The organism is Jiella marina (assembly GCF_024359545.1).
GTDB lineage: Bacteria > Pseudomonadota > Alphaproteobacteria > Rhizobiales > Rhizobiaceae > Jiella.
Genome location: NZ_JAKQZG010000003.1, coordinates 228,397 through 242,660, shown reverse-complemented (window position 1 = coordinate 242,660; position 14,264 = coordinate 228,397). Strand labels below are relative to the sequence as shown.

General features: G+C 63.9%; 11 protein-coding genes. 4 read left to right on the top strand and 7 right to left on the bottom strand.

Features of this window, described 5'->3' with window-relative positions; genetic code table 11:
- Nucleotides 1–274 precede the first annotated feature (274 nt).
- The 4 genes from MF134_RS07235 to MF134_RS07220 form a co-directional block, all read right to left on the bottom strand.
- Entirely contained in the window at nt 275–3,145 is a 2,871-nt protein-coding gene (locus MF134_RS07235) for a valine--tRNA ligase (protein WP_255338755.1), read from the bottom strand.
- Between the two features lie 142 nt (nt 3,146–3,287).
- A complete protein-coding gene (locus MF134_RS07230; protein ID WP_255338754.1) occupies nt 3,288–4,358 on the bottom strand; it encodes a DUF2497 domain-containing protein in 1,071 nt (356 codons plus the stop codon).
- A gap of 234 nt (nt 4,359–4,592) precedes the next feature.
- Entirely contained in the window at nt 4,593–6,014 is a 1,422-nt protein-coding gene (locus tag MF134_RS07225) for a TolC family outer membrane protein (RefSeq protein ID WP_255338753.1), read from the bottom strand.
- 178 nt (nt 6,015–6,192) lie between these two features.
- Entirely contained in the window at nt 6,193–6,846 is a 654-nt protein-coding gene (locus MF134_RS07220) for a protein-L-isoaspartate O-methyltransferase family protein (RefSeq protein WP_255338979.1), read from the bottom strand.
- A gap of 340 nt (nt 6,847–7,186) precedes the next feature.
- Between MF134_RS07220 and MF134_RS07215 the strand changes: the two genes are divergently transcribed.
- Together MF134_RS07215 and MF134_RS07210 are read left to right on the top strand one after the other, a co-directional pair.
- Nucleotides 7,187–7,915, top strand: a complete 729-nt coding sequence (locus MF134_RS07215; RefSeq protein WP_255338752.1) for a hypothetical protein — start codon at nt 7,187–7,189, stop codon at nt 7,913–7,915.
- 170 nt (nt 7,916–8,085) lie between these two features.
- Entirely contained in the window at nt 8,086–9,375 is a 1,290-nt protein-coding gene (locus MF134_RS07210) for a cytochrome P450 (RefSeq protein ID WP_255338751.1), read from the top strand.
- A gap of 40 nt (nt 9,376–9,415) precedes the next feature.
- Here the strand turns inward: MF134_RS07210 and MF134_RS07205 are convergent, their stop codons facing one another.
- The 3 genes from MF134_RS07205 to MF134_RS07195 all read right to left on the bottom strand — a co-directional run bounded on the left by MF134_RS07205 (nt 9,416) and on the right by MF134_RS07195 (nt 12,260).
- Nucleotides 9,416–9,763 carry a cupin domain-containing protein gene (locus MF134_RS07205; protein WP_255338750.1) on the bottom strand — a complete coding sequence of 116 codons (348 nt, stop codon included), beginning with the start codon at nt 9,761–9,763 and terminating at the stop codon, nt 9,416–9,418.
- Nucleotides 9,764–10,006: 243 nt separating this feature from the next.
- Nucleotides 10,007–10,828 carry a hypothetical protein gene (locus MF134_RS07200; RefSeq protein ID WP_255338749.1) on the bottom strand — a complete coding sequence of 274 codons (822 nt, stop codon included), beginning with the start codon at nt 10,826–10,828 and terminating at the stop codon, nt 10,007–10,009.
- 154 nt (nt 10,829–10,982) lie between these two features.
- Nucleotides 10,983–12,260 carry an O-acetylhomoserine aminocarboxypropyltransferase gene (locus tag MF134_RS07195; RefSeq protein WP_255338748.1) on the bottom strand — a complete coding sequence of 426 codons (1,278 nt, stop codon included), beginning with the start codon at nt 12,258–12,260 and terminating at the stop codon, nt 10,983–10,985.
- Between the two features lie 171 nt (nt 12,261–12,431).
- On the opposite strand from MF134_RS07195, the gene MF134_RS07190 reads away from it, so the two are divergent.
- Together MF134_RS07190 and MF134_RS07185 are read left to right on the top strand one after the other, a co-directional pair.
- Complete coding sequence (locus MF134_RS07190) at nt 12,432–13,535, top strand: Gfo/Idh/MocA family protein (protein ID WP_255338747.1); 1,104 nt, start codon at nt 12,432–12,434, stop codon at nt 13,533–13,535.
- Nucleotides 13,536–13,647: 112 nt separating this feature from the next.
- On the top strand, nt 13,648–14,235 hold the full coding sequence (locus MF134_RS07185; protein ID WP_255338746.1) for a DUF4142 domain-containing protein: 588 nt from the start codon (nt 13,648–13,650) through the stop codon (nt 14,233–14,235).
- The last annotated feature ends 29 nt before the right edge of the window (nt 14,236–14,264 follow it).

The following is a 14,264-nucleotide window of genomic DNA, read 5'->3' as shown; positions in this document are numbered from 1 at the left end:
CCGCAATGTCACAAATCCGCCATATGCCGCCACGGATTGCCCCGAGGCACGAAGCAACGAGCGCTGCATCGAAGACGATTCGAAGAATTGCCCGAAACAAAAAAGTCTCGCGAGTCGTCGCAAGACCCGGAGGTCGCCCGAAGCGGTTCACGAGACCACGGTATGAAGGATCAAACCGAAACTCGAGTCCGGTTCGACGCGATCTTTTCACCAAGCGCACAGAAGACGATGCCCCCACTTGTTTCAAGCGGCCGACGTCATGTCGATGGTGGCCTCAACCGAGACATTGCAGGGCGCCGGCAAGCTTTTCCGATTCGAGCTGATAGGCTTCCCGCTTCTCGCGCTCCTGCTCGACGATCTCCTCCGGCGCGTTGGCGACGAAGCGCTCGTTGGCAAGCTTCTTGTCGATCCGGGCGATCTCTCCGTCGGCCTTGCTCTTCGCCTTGGTCAGGCGCGCGCGCTCGGCCTCGATGTCAATCATGCCGGCGAGCGGCAGGGCGAAAGTCGTCCCGGCAACGATGATCTGCGCCGAGTTGGCCGGAGCCTCCCCTGCTGTCGAAACCGAAGCGAGACGCGCCAGCCGGCGAAGCTGGAGATCGTGACGCGCGAGCCGACCGGTGGTCTCAGCGCCAGGATCAATCGCCACGAGTTCGGCTTCGGCGCTCGGCGGCACGTTCATCTCCGCGCGGATCGAACGAATCGCCGAGACGAGATCGACCAGCCAGTTGATGTCGTCGGCCGCTTCGGTATCGGCGAAGTCGAGCGTCGGCCACGCGGCATGGCAGAGCAGCCTTTTCCGCTGATTGTCTCCCGCCGTAACCGCCCAGAGCTCCTCGGTCATGAAGGGCATGAACGGGTGAAGCAGTGCGAAGACCTGATCCAACACGAATCCGGTCACGTGACGCACCTCGTCGGCAGCATCCTTGTCCTCGCCGGAAAGCGTCGGCTTGGTCAGTTCGAGATACCAGTCGCAGAAGAGGTTCCAGACAAATTTGTAGAGCGCGCTCGCTGCGTCGTTGAAGCGGTAGGCAGCCAACGCTTCATTTGTCTCTGCGATGACCCGTGCGAGCTCCGTCACGATCCAACGATTGAGCGGCAATGTCAGGCTGTGCGGGCTGACCTCGGTGCCATGGACCGCACCGTTCATCTCCGCAAATCGGGTCGCGTTCCAGAGCTTGGTGCCGAAATTGCGATAACCGGCGACGCGCTGCGGGTCGAGCTTCACGTCGCGGCCCTGGGCCGCCATGATCGCGAGGGTGAAGCGCAGGGCGTCGGCGCCGAATTCCTCGATCAGGTCCAGCGGGTCGATGACGTTGCCCTTCGACTTCGACATCTTGGCGCCGCTCTTGTCGCGCACCAGCGCATGGACATAGACCGTGCCGAACGGCTCCTCGTCCATGAATTCGAGCCCCATCATCATCATCCGGGCGACCCAGAAGAAGATGATGTCGAAGCCGGTGACCAGCACCGAGGTCGGATAATAGGTCTTGAGCTCCTTCGTCTCGTCCGGCCAGCCGAGGGTGGAAAACGGCCAGAGGGCAGAAGAGAACCAGGTGTCGAGAACGTCCTCGTCGCGCTTCAGGAAGCCGTCCCGCTTGGCGGGATCCGCGGCCATCGCCCGCGCATCCTCGTCGGTGATCGTCTCGTTGGTAACGTAATGGGCGAGCGCCGCGGCGACCGCAGCTTCCTCGGTCTTCTCGACGAAGATCGTCCCATCCGGGCCGTACCAGGCCGGGATGCGATGACCCCACCAGAGCTGGCGCGAGATGCACCAAGGCTCGATGTTCTCCATCCATTGGAAATAGGTCTTCGACCAGTTTTCCGGCACGAACTTCGTGCGCCCGTCCCTGACGGCGGCGATCGCGGGCTTTGCCAGCGTCTCGGCGTCGACGAACCACTGGTCGGTCAGCATCGGCTCGACAACCACGCCGGAGCGGTCGCCGAAAGGCTGCATGATCTTCTTGTCCTCGACCGTGATCATCAGCCCTTCGGCGTCGATCTCGGCGACGACCTTTTCCCGCGCCGCGAAACGGTCGAGCCCGCGGAACTCGTCCGGCACGAGATTGATCTCGTCGACCACGGAGGCATCGGGCGTTTCGCCCGAGCGGACGATCTCGGCGGCGCGGCTTGCTGCCTCGGCGTAGGGTTCACCGTCCGAGCGCATGGCCGCCGTCTCGTCCATCAGGCGATAGGCCGGAATGTCGTTGCGCCTGGCGACCTGATAATCGTTGAAATCGTGGGCGCCGGTGATTTTCACCGCGCCCGATCCGAAATCGGGGTCCGGATACTCGTCGGTGATGATGGGAATCAGCCGGCGATGCTCCTTCGGACCGACAGGAATCTCGCAGAGCTTGCCGACGATCGGGCGATAGCGCTCGTCGTCCGGATGAACGGCGACCGCGCCGTCGCCGAGCATGGTCTCTGGCCGGGTCGTGGCGATCGAGATGTAGTCGCGGGTCTCGCGCAGGGTCTCGTTCCCGTCGGCGTCCTTCTCGACATATTCATAGGTCTCGCCGCCGGCCAGCGGGTACTTGAAGTGCCACATATGGCCGTCGACTTCGCGGTTCTCCACCTCGAGGTCGGAGATCGCCGTCTCGAACTTCGGATCCCAATTGACTAGGCGCTTGCCGCGATAAATCAGGCCCTTGCGGTAGAGCTCGACAAAGACGTGCAGCACCGCCTTCGACAGGCCCTCGTCCATCGTAAACCGCTCGCGCGACCAGTCGCAGGAGGCCCCGAGCCGGCGCAGCTGCTTCAGGATGACGCCGCCCGATTCCGCCTTCCACTGCCAGACGCGATCGACGAAGGCTTCGCGGCCGAGCTCGCGGCGGGTGACGTTTTCCCCGCTCGCCGCCATCTGGCGCTCGACGACCATCTGGGTCGCGATGCCGGCGTGATCGAGACCCGGCTGCCAGAGCACATTCTTGCCGCGCATGCGCTCGAACCGGATCAGGACGTCCTGCAGCGTATCGTTCAGCGCGTGGCCCATATGGAGCGAGCCGGTGACGTTGGGCGGCGGGATGACGATGGCGTAGGGCTCGGCGCCTTCCTTGGCGCCGGCGCCTGCGGCGAACGCATTCGCCTCTTCCCAGCGGGCAGCGATCCGCGGCTCGATGGTCGCCGCGTCGTAGGTCTTGTCGATCATGAGATGTCCAGAAGGCGTTTTTCTCGCGTTGGCATTCGGTTAGCCACGCGGGCTACTCGCTGTCAACGCAGAGCCGGACGCAAGAAGGGCGCGGCATGTCTCCACACCGCGCCCGTCAAAGCTTCATGGATGCAATTTGGGATCAGGTGCGATTGCCGCGGGCGATCCGCGAAATTTCCTCGCGCACCATGTGCTCGACCATACGCGGAAGATTCTCGTCGAGCCATTCCTGAAGCATCGGACGCAGCATCTCGCGAACCACGCCGTCGACTTCGCGCAGATGTTCGTCGCGGATGGCGGAAGCGAGATCCGAGAAGGAGGCGGCGACACGCTCTCCCGCTTCCTGGGAGATCAGGGCGTGAGCGACGTTGAGACTGTCCGTCGCCGCGGCAAGCGCCTTGGCATCGGAGATCGTGTCGGTCGGCTCGGACACGGCGACCGCGTCTTCGACAGCCGGGACGCCGTCGGCATACTCCGACCAATCGGCCTGAGACGCCGATTCGAGTGCTGTCGCCGGCTCTTCAACGGCCTCGACATCGTTCAGAAGATCACTCGCGAACCCTTCCTCGTCGAACTCGTCGAGAAACATTTCCGCAGCGAAATCGGCCGCGCGATCGTTGGCGGCCACCGCTTCCGGCCATTGCGGAAGGGGCTCTGGTTCGGCTGGCGCAGGGCGCCTTATGCTGCGCGGCGCATTGGCCGAGACCCGAGCCGGCGTCTCGGTCCGCCCCGGCGTGGCGGCCTCGGACGGCACGCTGTGCATGGCGACAGTGGCGTCGGCGAGCCCGACCTCGTCCAGACCGGCCAGCGAATCGAACTCACGCGCCTCACTCTCGTAGATCCGCGCTTCCAGCGGTTCACGTCCGACCGCCTTCGGAGCCGCGTCCAGTCCGTCACGCTGGGTCATCGTCTCGGCTCCAGATGCACGCCCGGCCTCTGCGGTAAACTGGCGATCGGCCTGAGGCGTTGCGGTCCGCTGCGGGGCGGTCGCGGCGACATTCTCACGCGGCGGCTCCTGGCGCGGCGCAGGAAAATCGGTGACCGTCCCGGCGGCCTCGACGTCCGACGACGCGGCCGGAGCCGGCTTCGACGCCGACGCGGCGGCACGTGCAGCAGACGGCGAAGTCCGCTTGTCTCCGGTTTCGATGATCCGGCGGATCGAGGCGAGAATCTCGTCCATCGACTGATCTTTGGCCGGCAGCGCGTTGCTCATGGATGGCTCCCGCATGTTAGGCGATATTTAACGTTTATCGACCGAATCATGCGTGAAGCCTATGTCGGATGAACTTTCAGGTGAATCCCGACAGGCGACGAAACCGTTCTTTCACAAGATTCTTTGCCAGGCGTTATCGTCGGCGTTGCGGGAACGGCACAGTTCGCGCCGGCAAAAGCAAAGCCGGCGGTCACGAGAACCGCCGGCCTAGGTCTGTCCGCCGATGTGAGAGCTTCAGCGGCCGTCCGGCGTCCGCAACCCGAACCACTTGTCTTCGACCTCGATGTAATGGTCGTTGGGATCATATTCGCTTGCCGCCAGCTGCAGGTTCTTGGAAGACAAGAGCCCCACGGACGATAGAAGCGAGTAGCCCGCCACCACCTCGTCGCGCTCGGCACCGGCGAGAAGGATCTGCGCCGAAATCAGATCGGCCTGCGCGTCGAGGACGTCGAGCGTCGTCCGCTGGCCGACATTGCGCTCCTCGATGACGCCGTCGAGCGCGAGACGGGCGGCCCGGACCTGCGCCTGGTAGCCGGTGATGTTGGCCCGCGCAGCCTGAAGCTGCGCCCAGGATGTCGCCACGGCGGCCCGAACCTGGTCACGGGTTCCATCCACCTCGATGCGGCGCTGGCCAAGCACTTCCTTCTGCTGGCGGACCGCCGAACTGGCCGCACCGCCCTGATAGAGCGGAATGCGGATCTGCGCGCCGATCGTGGCCGAAACCTGGTTCTGGGTGTTCACATCCACGCCTGGGAGCGAACCGGGATTCGGGTCCGTGTCAGTCATCGTGTAGTCGTTCGCCACCTCGCCCGTCACGCTGACCGTGGGCAGGAGCGCCCCCTCGGCCGACTTGACCTGAAACGCGGCCGCGTCCACTGCGGCCAGGGTCGCCAGGATCGCCGGATGCTGACGCTGCGAGATCGAATAAGCGTTGGCGACGGAATTCGGCAGTTGGCGGGACGGCGCATTGGCCGGGGCGAGGCTGCCCGGCGCATCGCCGACCACGTCGAAATAGGTCGCCTCGCTCGAAGCGACCTGCGCCAGCGCGCTGTTGAGAAGCGCGGTTGCGAGCGCCTGCTGCGACTCGGCCTGGGCAACGTCGGTGCGCGTACCCTCGCCCACTTCGAAACGGGCACGAGCTGCGCGCACCTGTTCGTTCAGGAAGCCGAGGTTCTGGCGACGCAGATCGGCGATCTGCCGGTCGCGGATGACGTTCATATAGGCCGTCGCCGCGTCGAGCAGCGTGTTCTGCTCGGTGTTGGAAAGATTGTACTGGGAAGCGCGCACCTGCGCCTTGGCGGCACGGACATTATTTGGCGTCTGGAAGCCGTCGAAGATCGTCTGGTTGATCTGAATGCCGATACTGCCCGTATAGGTGCGGTTTCTCTGGGACGGCAGTCCGTCGCCGAAGGTCGTGTGGCTCCGTGACGCAGTCGTCGAGCCGACGGCGGCCACGGTCGGACGCAGCCCTGCTCTCGCCTGGGGCACGTTTTCATCCGTCGCCCGGAGCTGAGCGCGGGCGGCATTGAGGTTCTGATTGTTGGAGTAAGCCTTCGCCAGCGCCTGAGCCAGAGTCTCGGCGCCCGCCGATTGCCCAAGACCCGCTACGATCGAAGCCGACAGAAGGGCTAGAAAGGAGAGTTTCTTCAGCACCATAACAACTCCGTGCCGTAACGCGATACAATGGAGACGCACGCCACGGCGCGCATTCACCCCAGAGCCAGTTCCCCCAGCCCTTATTGTCACTGAATATGGCACGAAGTCATTTTGGTTTTGCTAACCCCTCCTGCCTTTTTGCCCGAGCGCGGCAATTCTGCAACGACGCGCCCAGGGGTCAGAAGACGAATTCAGGCGCCTTCCGGAAACTGGGGAGCGGCTGAATCGAGCAGTTGAAGCCGAAGCGCTCCGAGACGACACCATGCTCGTCCTTGACGTAGAGCATCGCCTCCGCGGCATTGCCGACACCGCGCACGACGACCATGCGGCCGCCGTCCTTCATCTGCTCGAAGAACGTCTCGGGGAGGGTCTCGACGGAGCCCTGAAAGATGATGACGTCGTAGGGTGCCTCGGAGGCGTATCCTTCGACCAGGGGCCCCTCGACCACGGCGCAGGTCACGTAGTCGAGGCGCGCGAGATTCTCCGTCGCAGCCGCAGCAAGCTCGGGCTTTTCCTCGAGCGCCACCACGGAGCCGGCCAGATAGGACAGGATCGCCGACGAATACCCGGTGTTGCATCCGACATCGAGAACCACGTCGTCGGGACGGATGGTCGCCAGTTGCAAAAGCTTGGCAAGGGGCGAGGCCTCCATGACGAAACGACCGTCCCCCAGCGGTGCATCCTCGTCGATATAGGCGAGGGTCCGCCGCGAACCGGGCATGAACTCCTCCCGCGGGACCTGGAGGAACGCCTTAAGAATATCGTGGCTGGTCACATCCGTGGTTCGAATCTGATTGTCGACCATCTTTATGCGGGCCGCTTCGAAATCCATGGCCGTCATTCTGTCCCTCATCCGTCTCGCGCCGATGGCACGTGCCCGTTCCATAGTCGCGGCGAGAAATCGGCGCAAGCGTCCGGATGGCATTGCCGAGGGGCCTTCGCGCTTCGTTTCCGCCGGTCCCACGACAAGGAAAGAGCCGGACGCGCCCTCGACGCGAACGATCACGACCCGACTGGGCAGAAACCCCCAAGAGCATTCGAATACTTATAGAATATATTTCGAATTTTAGAGATTAATACCAATGAAAATCTGTGGAATACGCGGCGACCAATTCGAATATCGCGTGCTATACTTTGCAACAATCAAAGGATTGATGGACAGGGAGCGGCGCATGCGTGCCAATATCGCGATCACCTTGGTCACCGTGACAAGCAGCCTGCTTTCGGCCGTCACACCAGCCTTTTCGGGCGGGGGCGGGTCGCTTGCATGTTATCAGCCCGTCCATCAACCGGCTCTTTATGAAACGAGGCACGAAACGGTCGTCGTCAGCCCGGCGAGAACCGTTCACGACGTGGTGCCGGCGCAGTACGGCTATGAAGAACGCCAGGTTCTCGTGGAGCCGGCGCGCGTGGCGGTGGAGCATATTCCGGCCGTGACCCGAACCGTCGCCAAGAAGGTTCTGCTGTCACCCGAGCGCGTGATCCATCGCTCCTCGCCGCCGGTCTACCGCACGGTCTACGAGAAGGTGCTTGTCCATCCGGGCGGCGAACGCTGGGAATGGCGCATCATCCACGGCAAACGCGTCTATTGCCGCGTTGCGGTGCCGCCGCGCTACGCGAAGCAGGCGAAGAGGGTTCTCGTCCACCCCGGACGCCAATGGACCGAAGTCGTACCCGCCCGCTATGGCGTCACCCACGAGACCGTGGTCGTGCAGCCCGCAAGCGTAAGGAAGTTTCATGTCCCGGCCCGCTACCGCACGGTGAAGGAACGGGTGCTGGTCGCCCCGGAGCGGCGGATTGCCCGCCATGTGCCCGCCGTCGTCGAGACCCGGACCCACAATGTGAAGGTCCGCGAGGCCACGGAGGGCTGGCAGCAGGTTCATCTGAGAGGCTCCTGCTGACACGGCGACAGCCCTGAACGCGGAACCAAAAATCGACCTGATTAATTCGCGTCTCTTCACCGTCGCACCCGCCCCATTGACGGTGAAGAGGGGCGCTTTTTTGGTGTGCGGAACGCTCCTCCCCTCCCCGGTCTCTTGCCTCCCGACGAACGGAGGGCGATGACAGGACCATGGTCGAGCCAGCCGCAATCCCGTCTACCGCCTTGCCCGCAAGCTTTTCGCTTCGCAACGGCGCGCTTCGTCTCGATCCCGGCGAACCAGCATTCTTCCAGAATCCCTACCCGGCCTATGCCGCCCTTCTCGCCGCCGGTGGTCTCGCCGACTGGCCCGAAGTCGAGGGACATGCCGTGGCGCGCCACGACCTCGTCACGGCGCTCTTGCGCGACCGTCGCTTCGGCCGAATCCTCACGGACGATCCGCTCGGCCGGCCGGACTATTCGGGCAAGCCCGACCACCTCGGCGACTTCTACGCCATCGAATCCCATTCGCTTCTCGACCTCGAGCCCCCCACCCATACCCGCCTGCGCGCCCTCGTCGGCCGAGCCGTCGTTGCCCGGCGGATCGAACGTCTCGCACCGCGGATCATCGCGATCGCCGACGAGCTGATCGACGGCTTCGCCGGCGAGACCACGGTGGATCTGATCGAGCGCTTCGCCTCGCCGCTTCCCGTCCGGGTCATCGCCGAGATGATCGGCGTGCCCGAAACGGCCTGCCCAGAGCTTCTCGACTGGTCGCATCGCATGGTGGCGATGTATACGCCACGCCGCTCGATCGAGACGGAACGCGCGGCCAATGCCGCGACCCGCGACTTCGCCAGCTTCCTGCGAGACGTGATCGACGAAAAGCGACGAAAGCCGGCCGACGATCTCGTCTCGGTTCTCATCGCCGCGCAAAGCGAAGAGGGCCGGCTCGACGAGGCAGAACTCGTCTCCACGCTCGTCCTGCTTCTCAATGCCGGCCATGAAGCGACGGTGCACCAGATCGGCAATGCAACGAAGACGCTTCTCGAAAACACCGAGGCTCCGGCAGAGCTATTTGCGCAAACGGATCAGGCGGCGGCCGCGATCGAGGAGACCCTGCGTTTCGACCCGCCGCTCCATCTGTTCGAGCGCTACGCCCTCGAGGAGGTGGAACTTGCTGACGGCACGCGTCTCAAACGGGGAGAGAAAGTCGCTCTTCTTCTCGGCGCAGCCAATCGCGACCCGAACGCCTATCGCGAACCGGACGTCTTCCGACCGGAGCGCTTTCTCGCCAGGGGTACGCCGACGCATACGAGTTTTGGCGGCGGCATCCATTTCTGCATCGGCGCTCCGCTCGCGCGGCTGGAGGCGAGGCTCGCGCTCGACCGGCTCTTCGCCCGACATCCCGGCATGAAGCTCGTAGAGCCGCCACGCTACCGCGACAGCTGGCACTTCCACGGTCTGGAACGGCTCGTAGTCCGCCTCGATGGCACAAGCTGAAACAGCACTTGACCGTCCGGAGGCTCCTCCGCCCCCGAAACTACGTCTTCACCACATAATGCTTCTTCGTGGGCTCGACGACGCGCCATCGCCCCTTGAAGCCCGGCCGGATGATGAAGCTGTCGCCGGCCGTCAGCTTGACCGGCTCCTGACCGTCTTCGGTCAAAACAGACACGCCTTCGAGGATGTGGAAGAACTCCCATTCGGTGTAGTCGACATCCCACTCGCCGCCGGTCGATTCCCAGATGCCGGCATAAAGACCGTTTCCGTCGTCCTCCAGATTCCACATCTTGTAGGCCGGGCGGCCGCTGCGGATCTTCTCCTTGTCCGGTGCGCCGGTTTCGACGGGGACACCATCCTTGTCGAAGCGAATGAAGTGCTCTGTCATGATGATTTCCTTTGAGCGGCGGCCCTGCCCGAGCGCATTCGCCTGCAGATGCGTGGTGTGATGGGGAGGTATCGAGAAAGGCGGATCGAGGGGCCGACTTGACGAGGCGGCGCGCGGAAGCGACCGGGGAACTTTTTGCATTGCAACACGAACAGCGCCGCGCGTCCAGATCGGCCCGGTGCCGGCACAGAACCAGTGTGTCGGGCGAAAGCGATCCGGACGCCAAGCGCCGGCAGTGGCCCTCTAGAACCGGTAGTCCTTGAATATGTTCCGCCGGACGCGATCGATCAGGTTGAGGTCGTCGATCGTCTTGCCCGCGGGAATGTCTGCCTTCCTGGCAAGATCATCGGCGTCGAGCGTGATCTCCCCCGCCTCCGGAGTCAGGCTGCCCGAGGCAAGGCGGAATCCGTCGAGCTCCGCCGTGTATTGCAGCTCATGGCCCTCGCCGCTGCCGGCGAGCTCGAAGACGACGGCAAACATGCCGGCTTCACCGAGCTGATAGCGCTGCCGGTATTCCTCGCCCGTGGCCGGATCGAACAGGCTGACGGTCAGTGTCGAGCCCACCCGCTCCTCGACCTTCACATGAAAGACGACGCTACGGCGTTCGGCCTGGGCGAGCAGGATGCCGGCCGGCAGTTTCAGGCCCAACGCCGTAAGGGAGGCATATTCGAGGCCGCCGCCCCGCCACATCGTGTCCGCCTCGGGAACCGGCCGGGGCGCGCCGGTCTTTGGCGGCGAATAGGGCGTGCCGGTCATGACCACGGCGATCGTCCCGAGCCCGACAGCAAAGGCCGAGGTGCGGCTTCTCGGCTGGAAGACCATGCAAAGCAGCGCTGCCAGCACGACGACGGTCAACAGGATGACGTGGGGTTCCAGCGTCGCATTGAAGGACTTGGCGGAAAGCCGCGTCAGCTTGGTGACGGCCGAGGCTTCGTCCTTCTGGGCGATGTCGGCGATCGCGGCGATGAATCCGCCGAGCGCCGCGCAGACATAGAGCAACACGGCGTTGACGCGGAAACGCGCCGGGGCGGGTTCGTGGACGTCGGGGCCGGAGTCGATCGCCATCAGTCGCACCATAGCTGAGGCTACAGCGCAGTGTCCTGCCAAGCCTTGAGGTTGTAAAGCCGATCGGACGTAACGTCAGTTCACGACTTCATGACCGCAAAGGGCTCTCCGGCTCCCTGAACGCCACAGCGATCCGGAGCGCTTGCCGGAATTGTCAGGCCTGGGCCAGCGCCTGATCGAGATCGGCGATGATGTCGGAGACCTCCTCGATACCGATCGACAGGCGGACGACGTCCGGTCCGGCGCCGGCGGCCGTTTTCTGGTCGTCGGCAAGCTGGCGGTGGGTGGTCGAAGCCGGATGGATCACGAGCGAGCGCGTGTCGCCGATATTGGCGAGATGCGAGAAGAGCTCCAGCGCCTCGACGAACTTCACGCCCGCCTCGTAGCCGCCCTTCAGGCCGAAGGTGAAGACGGCACCGGCCCCCTTCGGACAGTACTTCTGCATCCTGTCATGGCCGGGATCGTCGGCAAGGCCGGCATAGGAGACCCAGGCGACCTTGTCGTGAGCCTTGAGATGCTCGGCGACTTTCAGCGCGTTGTCCGAATGGCGCTGCATCCTCAGCGGCAGCGTCTCGATCCCGGTCAGGATCAGGAACGCGTTGAAGGGGGAGATCACCGGCCCGAGGTCCCGCATGCCGAGCACGCGGCAGGCGATGGCAAAGGCGAAGTTGCCGAAGGTCTCGTGCAGGACGATGCCGTTATACTCTGGCCGGGGCTCGGAAAGCATCGGGTAGCGATCATCGGCCGACCAGTCGAAGCTGCCGCCGTCGACGATCACGCCGCCCATGGAATTGCCATGGCCGCCCATGAACTTCGTCAGCGAATGGACGACGATGTCGGCGCCGTGCTCCAGCGGTTTGCAGAGATAAGGGGTCGCCATCGTGTTGTCGACGATCAGCGGCAGCTTGTGGCGATGGGCGACTTCGGCGATCGCCTCGATGTCGAGGATGACGCCGCCGGGATTGGCGATCGACTCGATGAAGATCGCCTTCGTCTTGTCGTTGATCTGAGCCTCGAAGCTCCCCGGATCGAAGGGATCGGCCCATTTCACGTTCCAGTCGAAGGATTTGAACGCGTGGCCGAACTGGTTGATCGAGCCGCCATAGAGCTTGCGCGACGCCACGAACTCCTCGCCGGGCCGCATCAGCGCCTGGAAGACCAGAAGCTGCGCCGCATGGCCGGATGCGGTGACGAGAGACGCCGTCCCGCCTTCGAGAGCCGCAACCCGTTCTTCCAGCACCGCCTGGGTGGGATTGGTGATGCGGGTGTAGATGTTGCCGAACTGCTGAAGGCCGAAAAGCGAGGCGGCATGATCCACGTCGTCGAAGACGAAGGAGGTCGTCTGATAGATCGGCGTCGCCCGCGCGCCTGTCGCCGGGTCCGGCTGCGCACCGGCGTGGATCGCCAGGGTCTCGAATTTCGGTCCGTCCATGTTCTGCTCCCTCGGTGAACTGCGGGACAAGAAAACTCCTTCCCCGCGCTTCTTAAAGTCGGGGTCCGCCTTATCATGGGAGCCGACCGGGCGGCGAGTGCTCGTCAACCCGTTTTTTGGCGGCGGGCGGAAGCCCCGCCGACGCGCAGGCAATTTCACCGAGGAGCCCCCATGCCGAGCATCGAAGGAAAGATCCGCTACGCAGTCGTCGGAGCCGGCTGGATTTCCCAGGGCGCCTTCATGCCGGGCGTCGGCCAGACCACGAATTCGCTGATGACGGCGATCGTTACCGGCGATCCCGAGAAACGCCATGCGCTCGGCGTGAAATATGGGCTGACCGCCTATTCGTATGAGGAATACGACAAGATGCTGGCCAGCGGCGAGGTGGATGCGGTCTATGTCGCGACGCCCAACGACCGGCACCGCGAATTCGCCGAACCGGCGCTGCAAGCCGGCATCCACGTCCTTCTGGAAAAGCCCATGGCGGCCAGTCTCGAAGATGCCGAGGCCATCGAAGCCGCGGCCAAGGCGTCCGGCGCCAAGCTGATGATCGCCTATCGCCTGCATTGCGAACCGGGCACGATCGCCATGATCGAGGCGGTCCGCAACGGCGAGATCGGCACCCCGCGCTACTTCACCTCGACCTTTTCCCAGATGGTCAAGATGAACAACCACCGCGCCAAGGGCGGCTACTGGGTCGGGCCGGTGCCGGACATGGGCGCCTACCCGATCAACGCGGTGCGTAACCTCTTCCAGGCCGAGCCGGTCGAGGTGATGGCGCTTGCCTCCAAGACCGATCGGGGTCTCGGCGCGGACGACACGGTGAGCGTCATCATGCGCTTTACCGAAGGCCGGCAGGCCAGCTTCACCCTGAGCTATTCGGCCACCGACATCGACCGGTTCCATCTCGTCGGCACGGACGGCCTCATCGAGGCAATGCCGGCTTTCGGCTTTGGCGAGGGGACGGCGATTTCCTACCGCGTGACAAAGGGGAGCGAGACCGAGGAACATCGCGCCCCGGTCGTCGACCAGTTCGGCGGCGAGACGGATTATTTTTCCGATTGCATCCTCAACGATCGCGATCCCGAGCCGAACGGCGAAGAAGGCGTTCTCGACATGCGGATCCTCGTGGCGATCGAGAAAGCCATCGAGACAGGCATGCCGCAGAAACTCGAGCCGATCTCGCGGCAACGCCGCATCGGGCCCGACCAGGAGCGCAAGCTCGAACTCGCCGCAGTCCCCGACTTCGTTAACGCCGACACGCCGGCCGGATAGGTCACCCGCCTAACCAACTGGGCCGGAACCAAAAAATCCCATCACTGTTGCGTTGGCAAAGCCTTGCGTCATCCGCGCGAAGGCGGCTTTCACACTTGCGATGGGAATTCTCATGTCAAATCCCCTCCTGCCGCTGTCGGTGGCGATCCTGATGGCCGCCGCCTCTCACCCCGCCACGGCTCAAATGGCTCAAACCGCGCCGGAGGCCGCGGAAGAAGCAATCGGCCCGACATCCATGGCGACCACGGGTGACGAGTTGCCGGCCCCCTCCGACGTCAAGACCGTGGCGGACTTCGTCGTTCTCGCGACGATGTCGAACAATTTCGAGATTCAGAGCAGCAATCTCGCCCTGCAGAAGGCGCAGAACCAGAACGTGACGGCGTTCGCCAAGCGCATGCTGGAGGATCATTCCAATGCTTCGATGGCGCTGAAACAGGCGGTCGAAGAATCCGAAGACGTCGATGCAGTTCCGACGGGCCTCACCGCCCATTACACGGAGATGGTGCGCAAGCTCGAAGCCGTGCCCGCCGAACAGTTCGACGCGCCCTATCTGGAAATGCAGGAGCAGGCCCACCGCACGGCCATCACCCTCTTCCAGACCTATTCCGAGAACGGCGAAGAGGGGCCGATCCAGCGCTTTGCGAGCGAGACGCTTCCGGTCCTGAAGCAGCATCTCGCCATGCTGGAAGACATGGAATGACCCGCACGCGCCGGCGAGTCGGCGCGGCC

What these genes read in the sequence shown, in the direction of transcription:
- MF134_RS07235 (WP_255338755.1), bottom strand. Translation starts at nt 3,145, where the DNA reads ATGATCGACAAGACCTACGACGCGGCGACCATCGAGCCGCGGATCGCT.
- MF134_RS07230 (WP_255338754.1), bottom strand. Translation starts at nt 4,358, where the DNA reads ATGAGCAACGCGCTGCCGGCCAAAGATCAGTCGATGGACGAGATTCTC.
- MF134_RS07225 (WP_255338753.1), bottom strand. Translation starts at nt 6,014, where the DNA reads ATGGTGCTGAAGAAACTCTCCTTTCTAGCCCTTCTGTCGGCTTCGATC.
- MF134_RS07220 (WP_255338979.1), bottom strand. Translation starts at nt 6,846, where the DNA reads ATGGATTTCGAAGCGGCCCGCATAAAGATGGTCGACAATCAGATTCGA.
- MF134_RS07215 (WP_255338752.1), top strand. Translation starts at nt 7,187, where the DNA reads ATGCGTGCCAATATCGCGATCACCTTGGTCACCGTGACAAGCAGCCTG.
- MF134_RS07210 (WP_255338751.1), top strand. Translation starts at nt 8,086, where the DNA reads ATGGTCGAGCCAGCCGCAATCCCGTCTACCGCCTTGCCCGCAAGCTTT.
- MF134_RS07205 (WP_255338750.1), bottom strand. Translation starts at nt 9,763, where the DNA reads ATGACAGAGCACTTCATTCGCTTCGACAAGGATGGTGTCCCCGTCGAA.
- MF134_RS07200 (WP_255338749.1), bottom strand. Translation starts at nt 10,828, where the DNA reads ATGGCGATCGACTCCGGCCCCGACGTCCACGAACCCGCCCCGGCGCGT.
- MF134_RS07195 (WP_255338748.1), bottom strand. Translation starts at nt 12,260, where the DNA reads ATGGACGGACCGAAATTCGAGACCCTGGCGATCCACGCCGGTGCGCAG.
- MF134_RS07190 (WP_255338747.1), top strand. Translation starts at nt 12,432, where the DNA reads ATGCCGAGCATCGAAGGAAAGATCCGCTACGCAGTCGTCGGAGCCGGC.
- MF134_RS07185 (WP_255338746.1), top strand. Translation starts at nt 13,648, where the DNA reads ATGTCAAATCCCCTCCTGCCGCTGTCGGTGGCGATCCTGATGGCCGCC.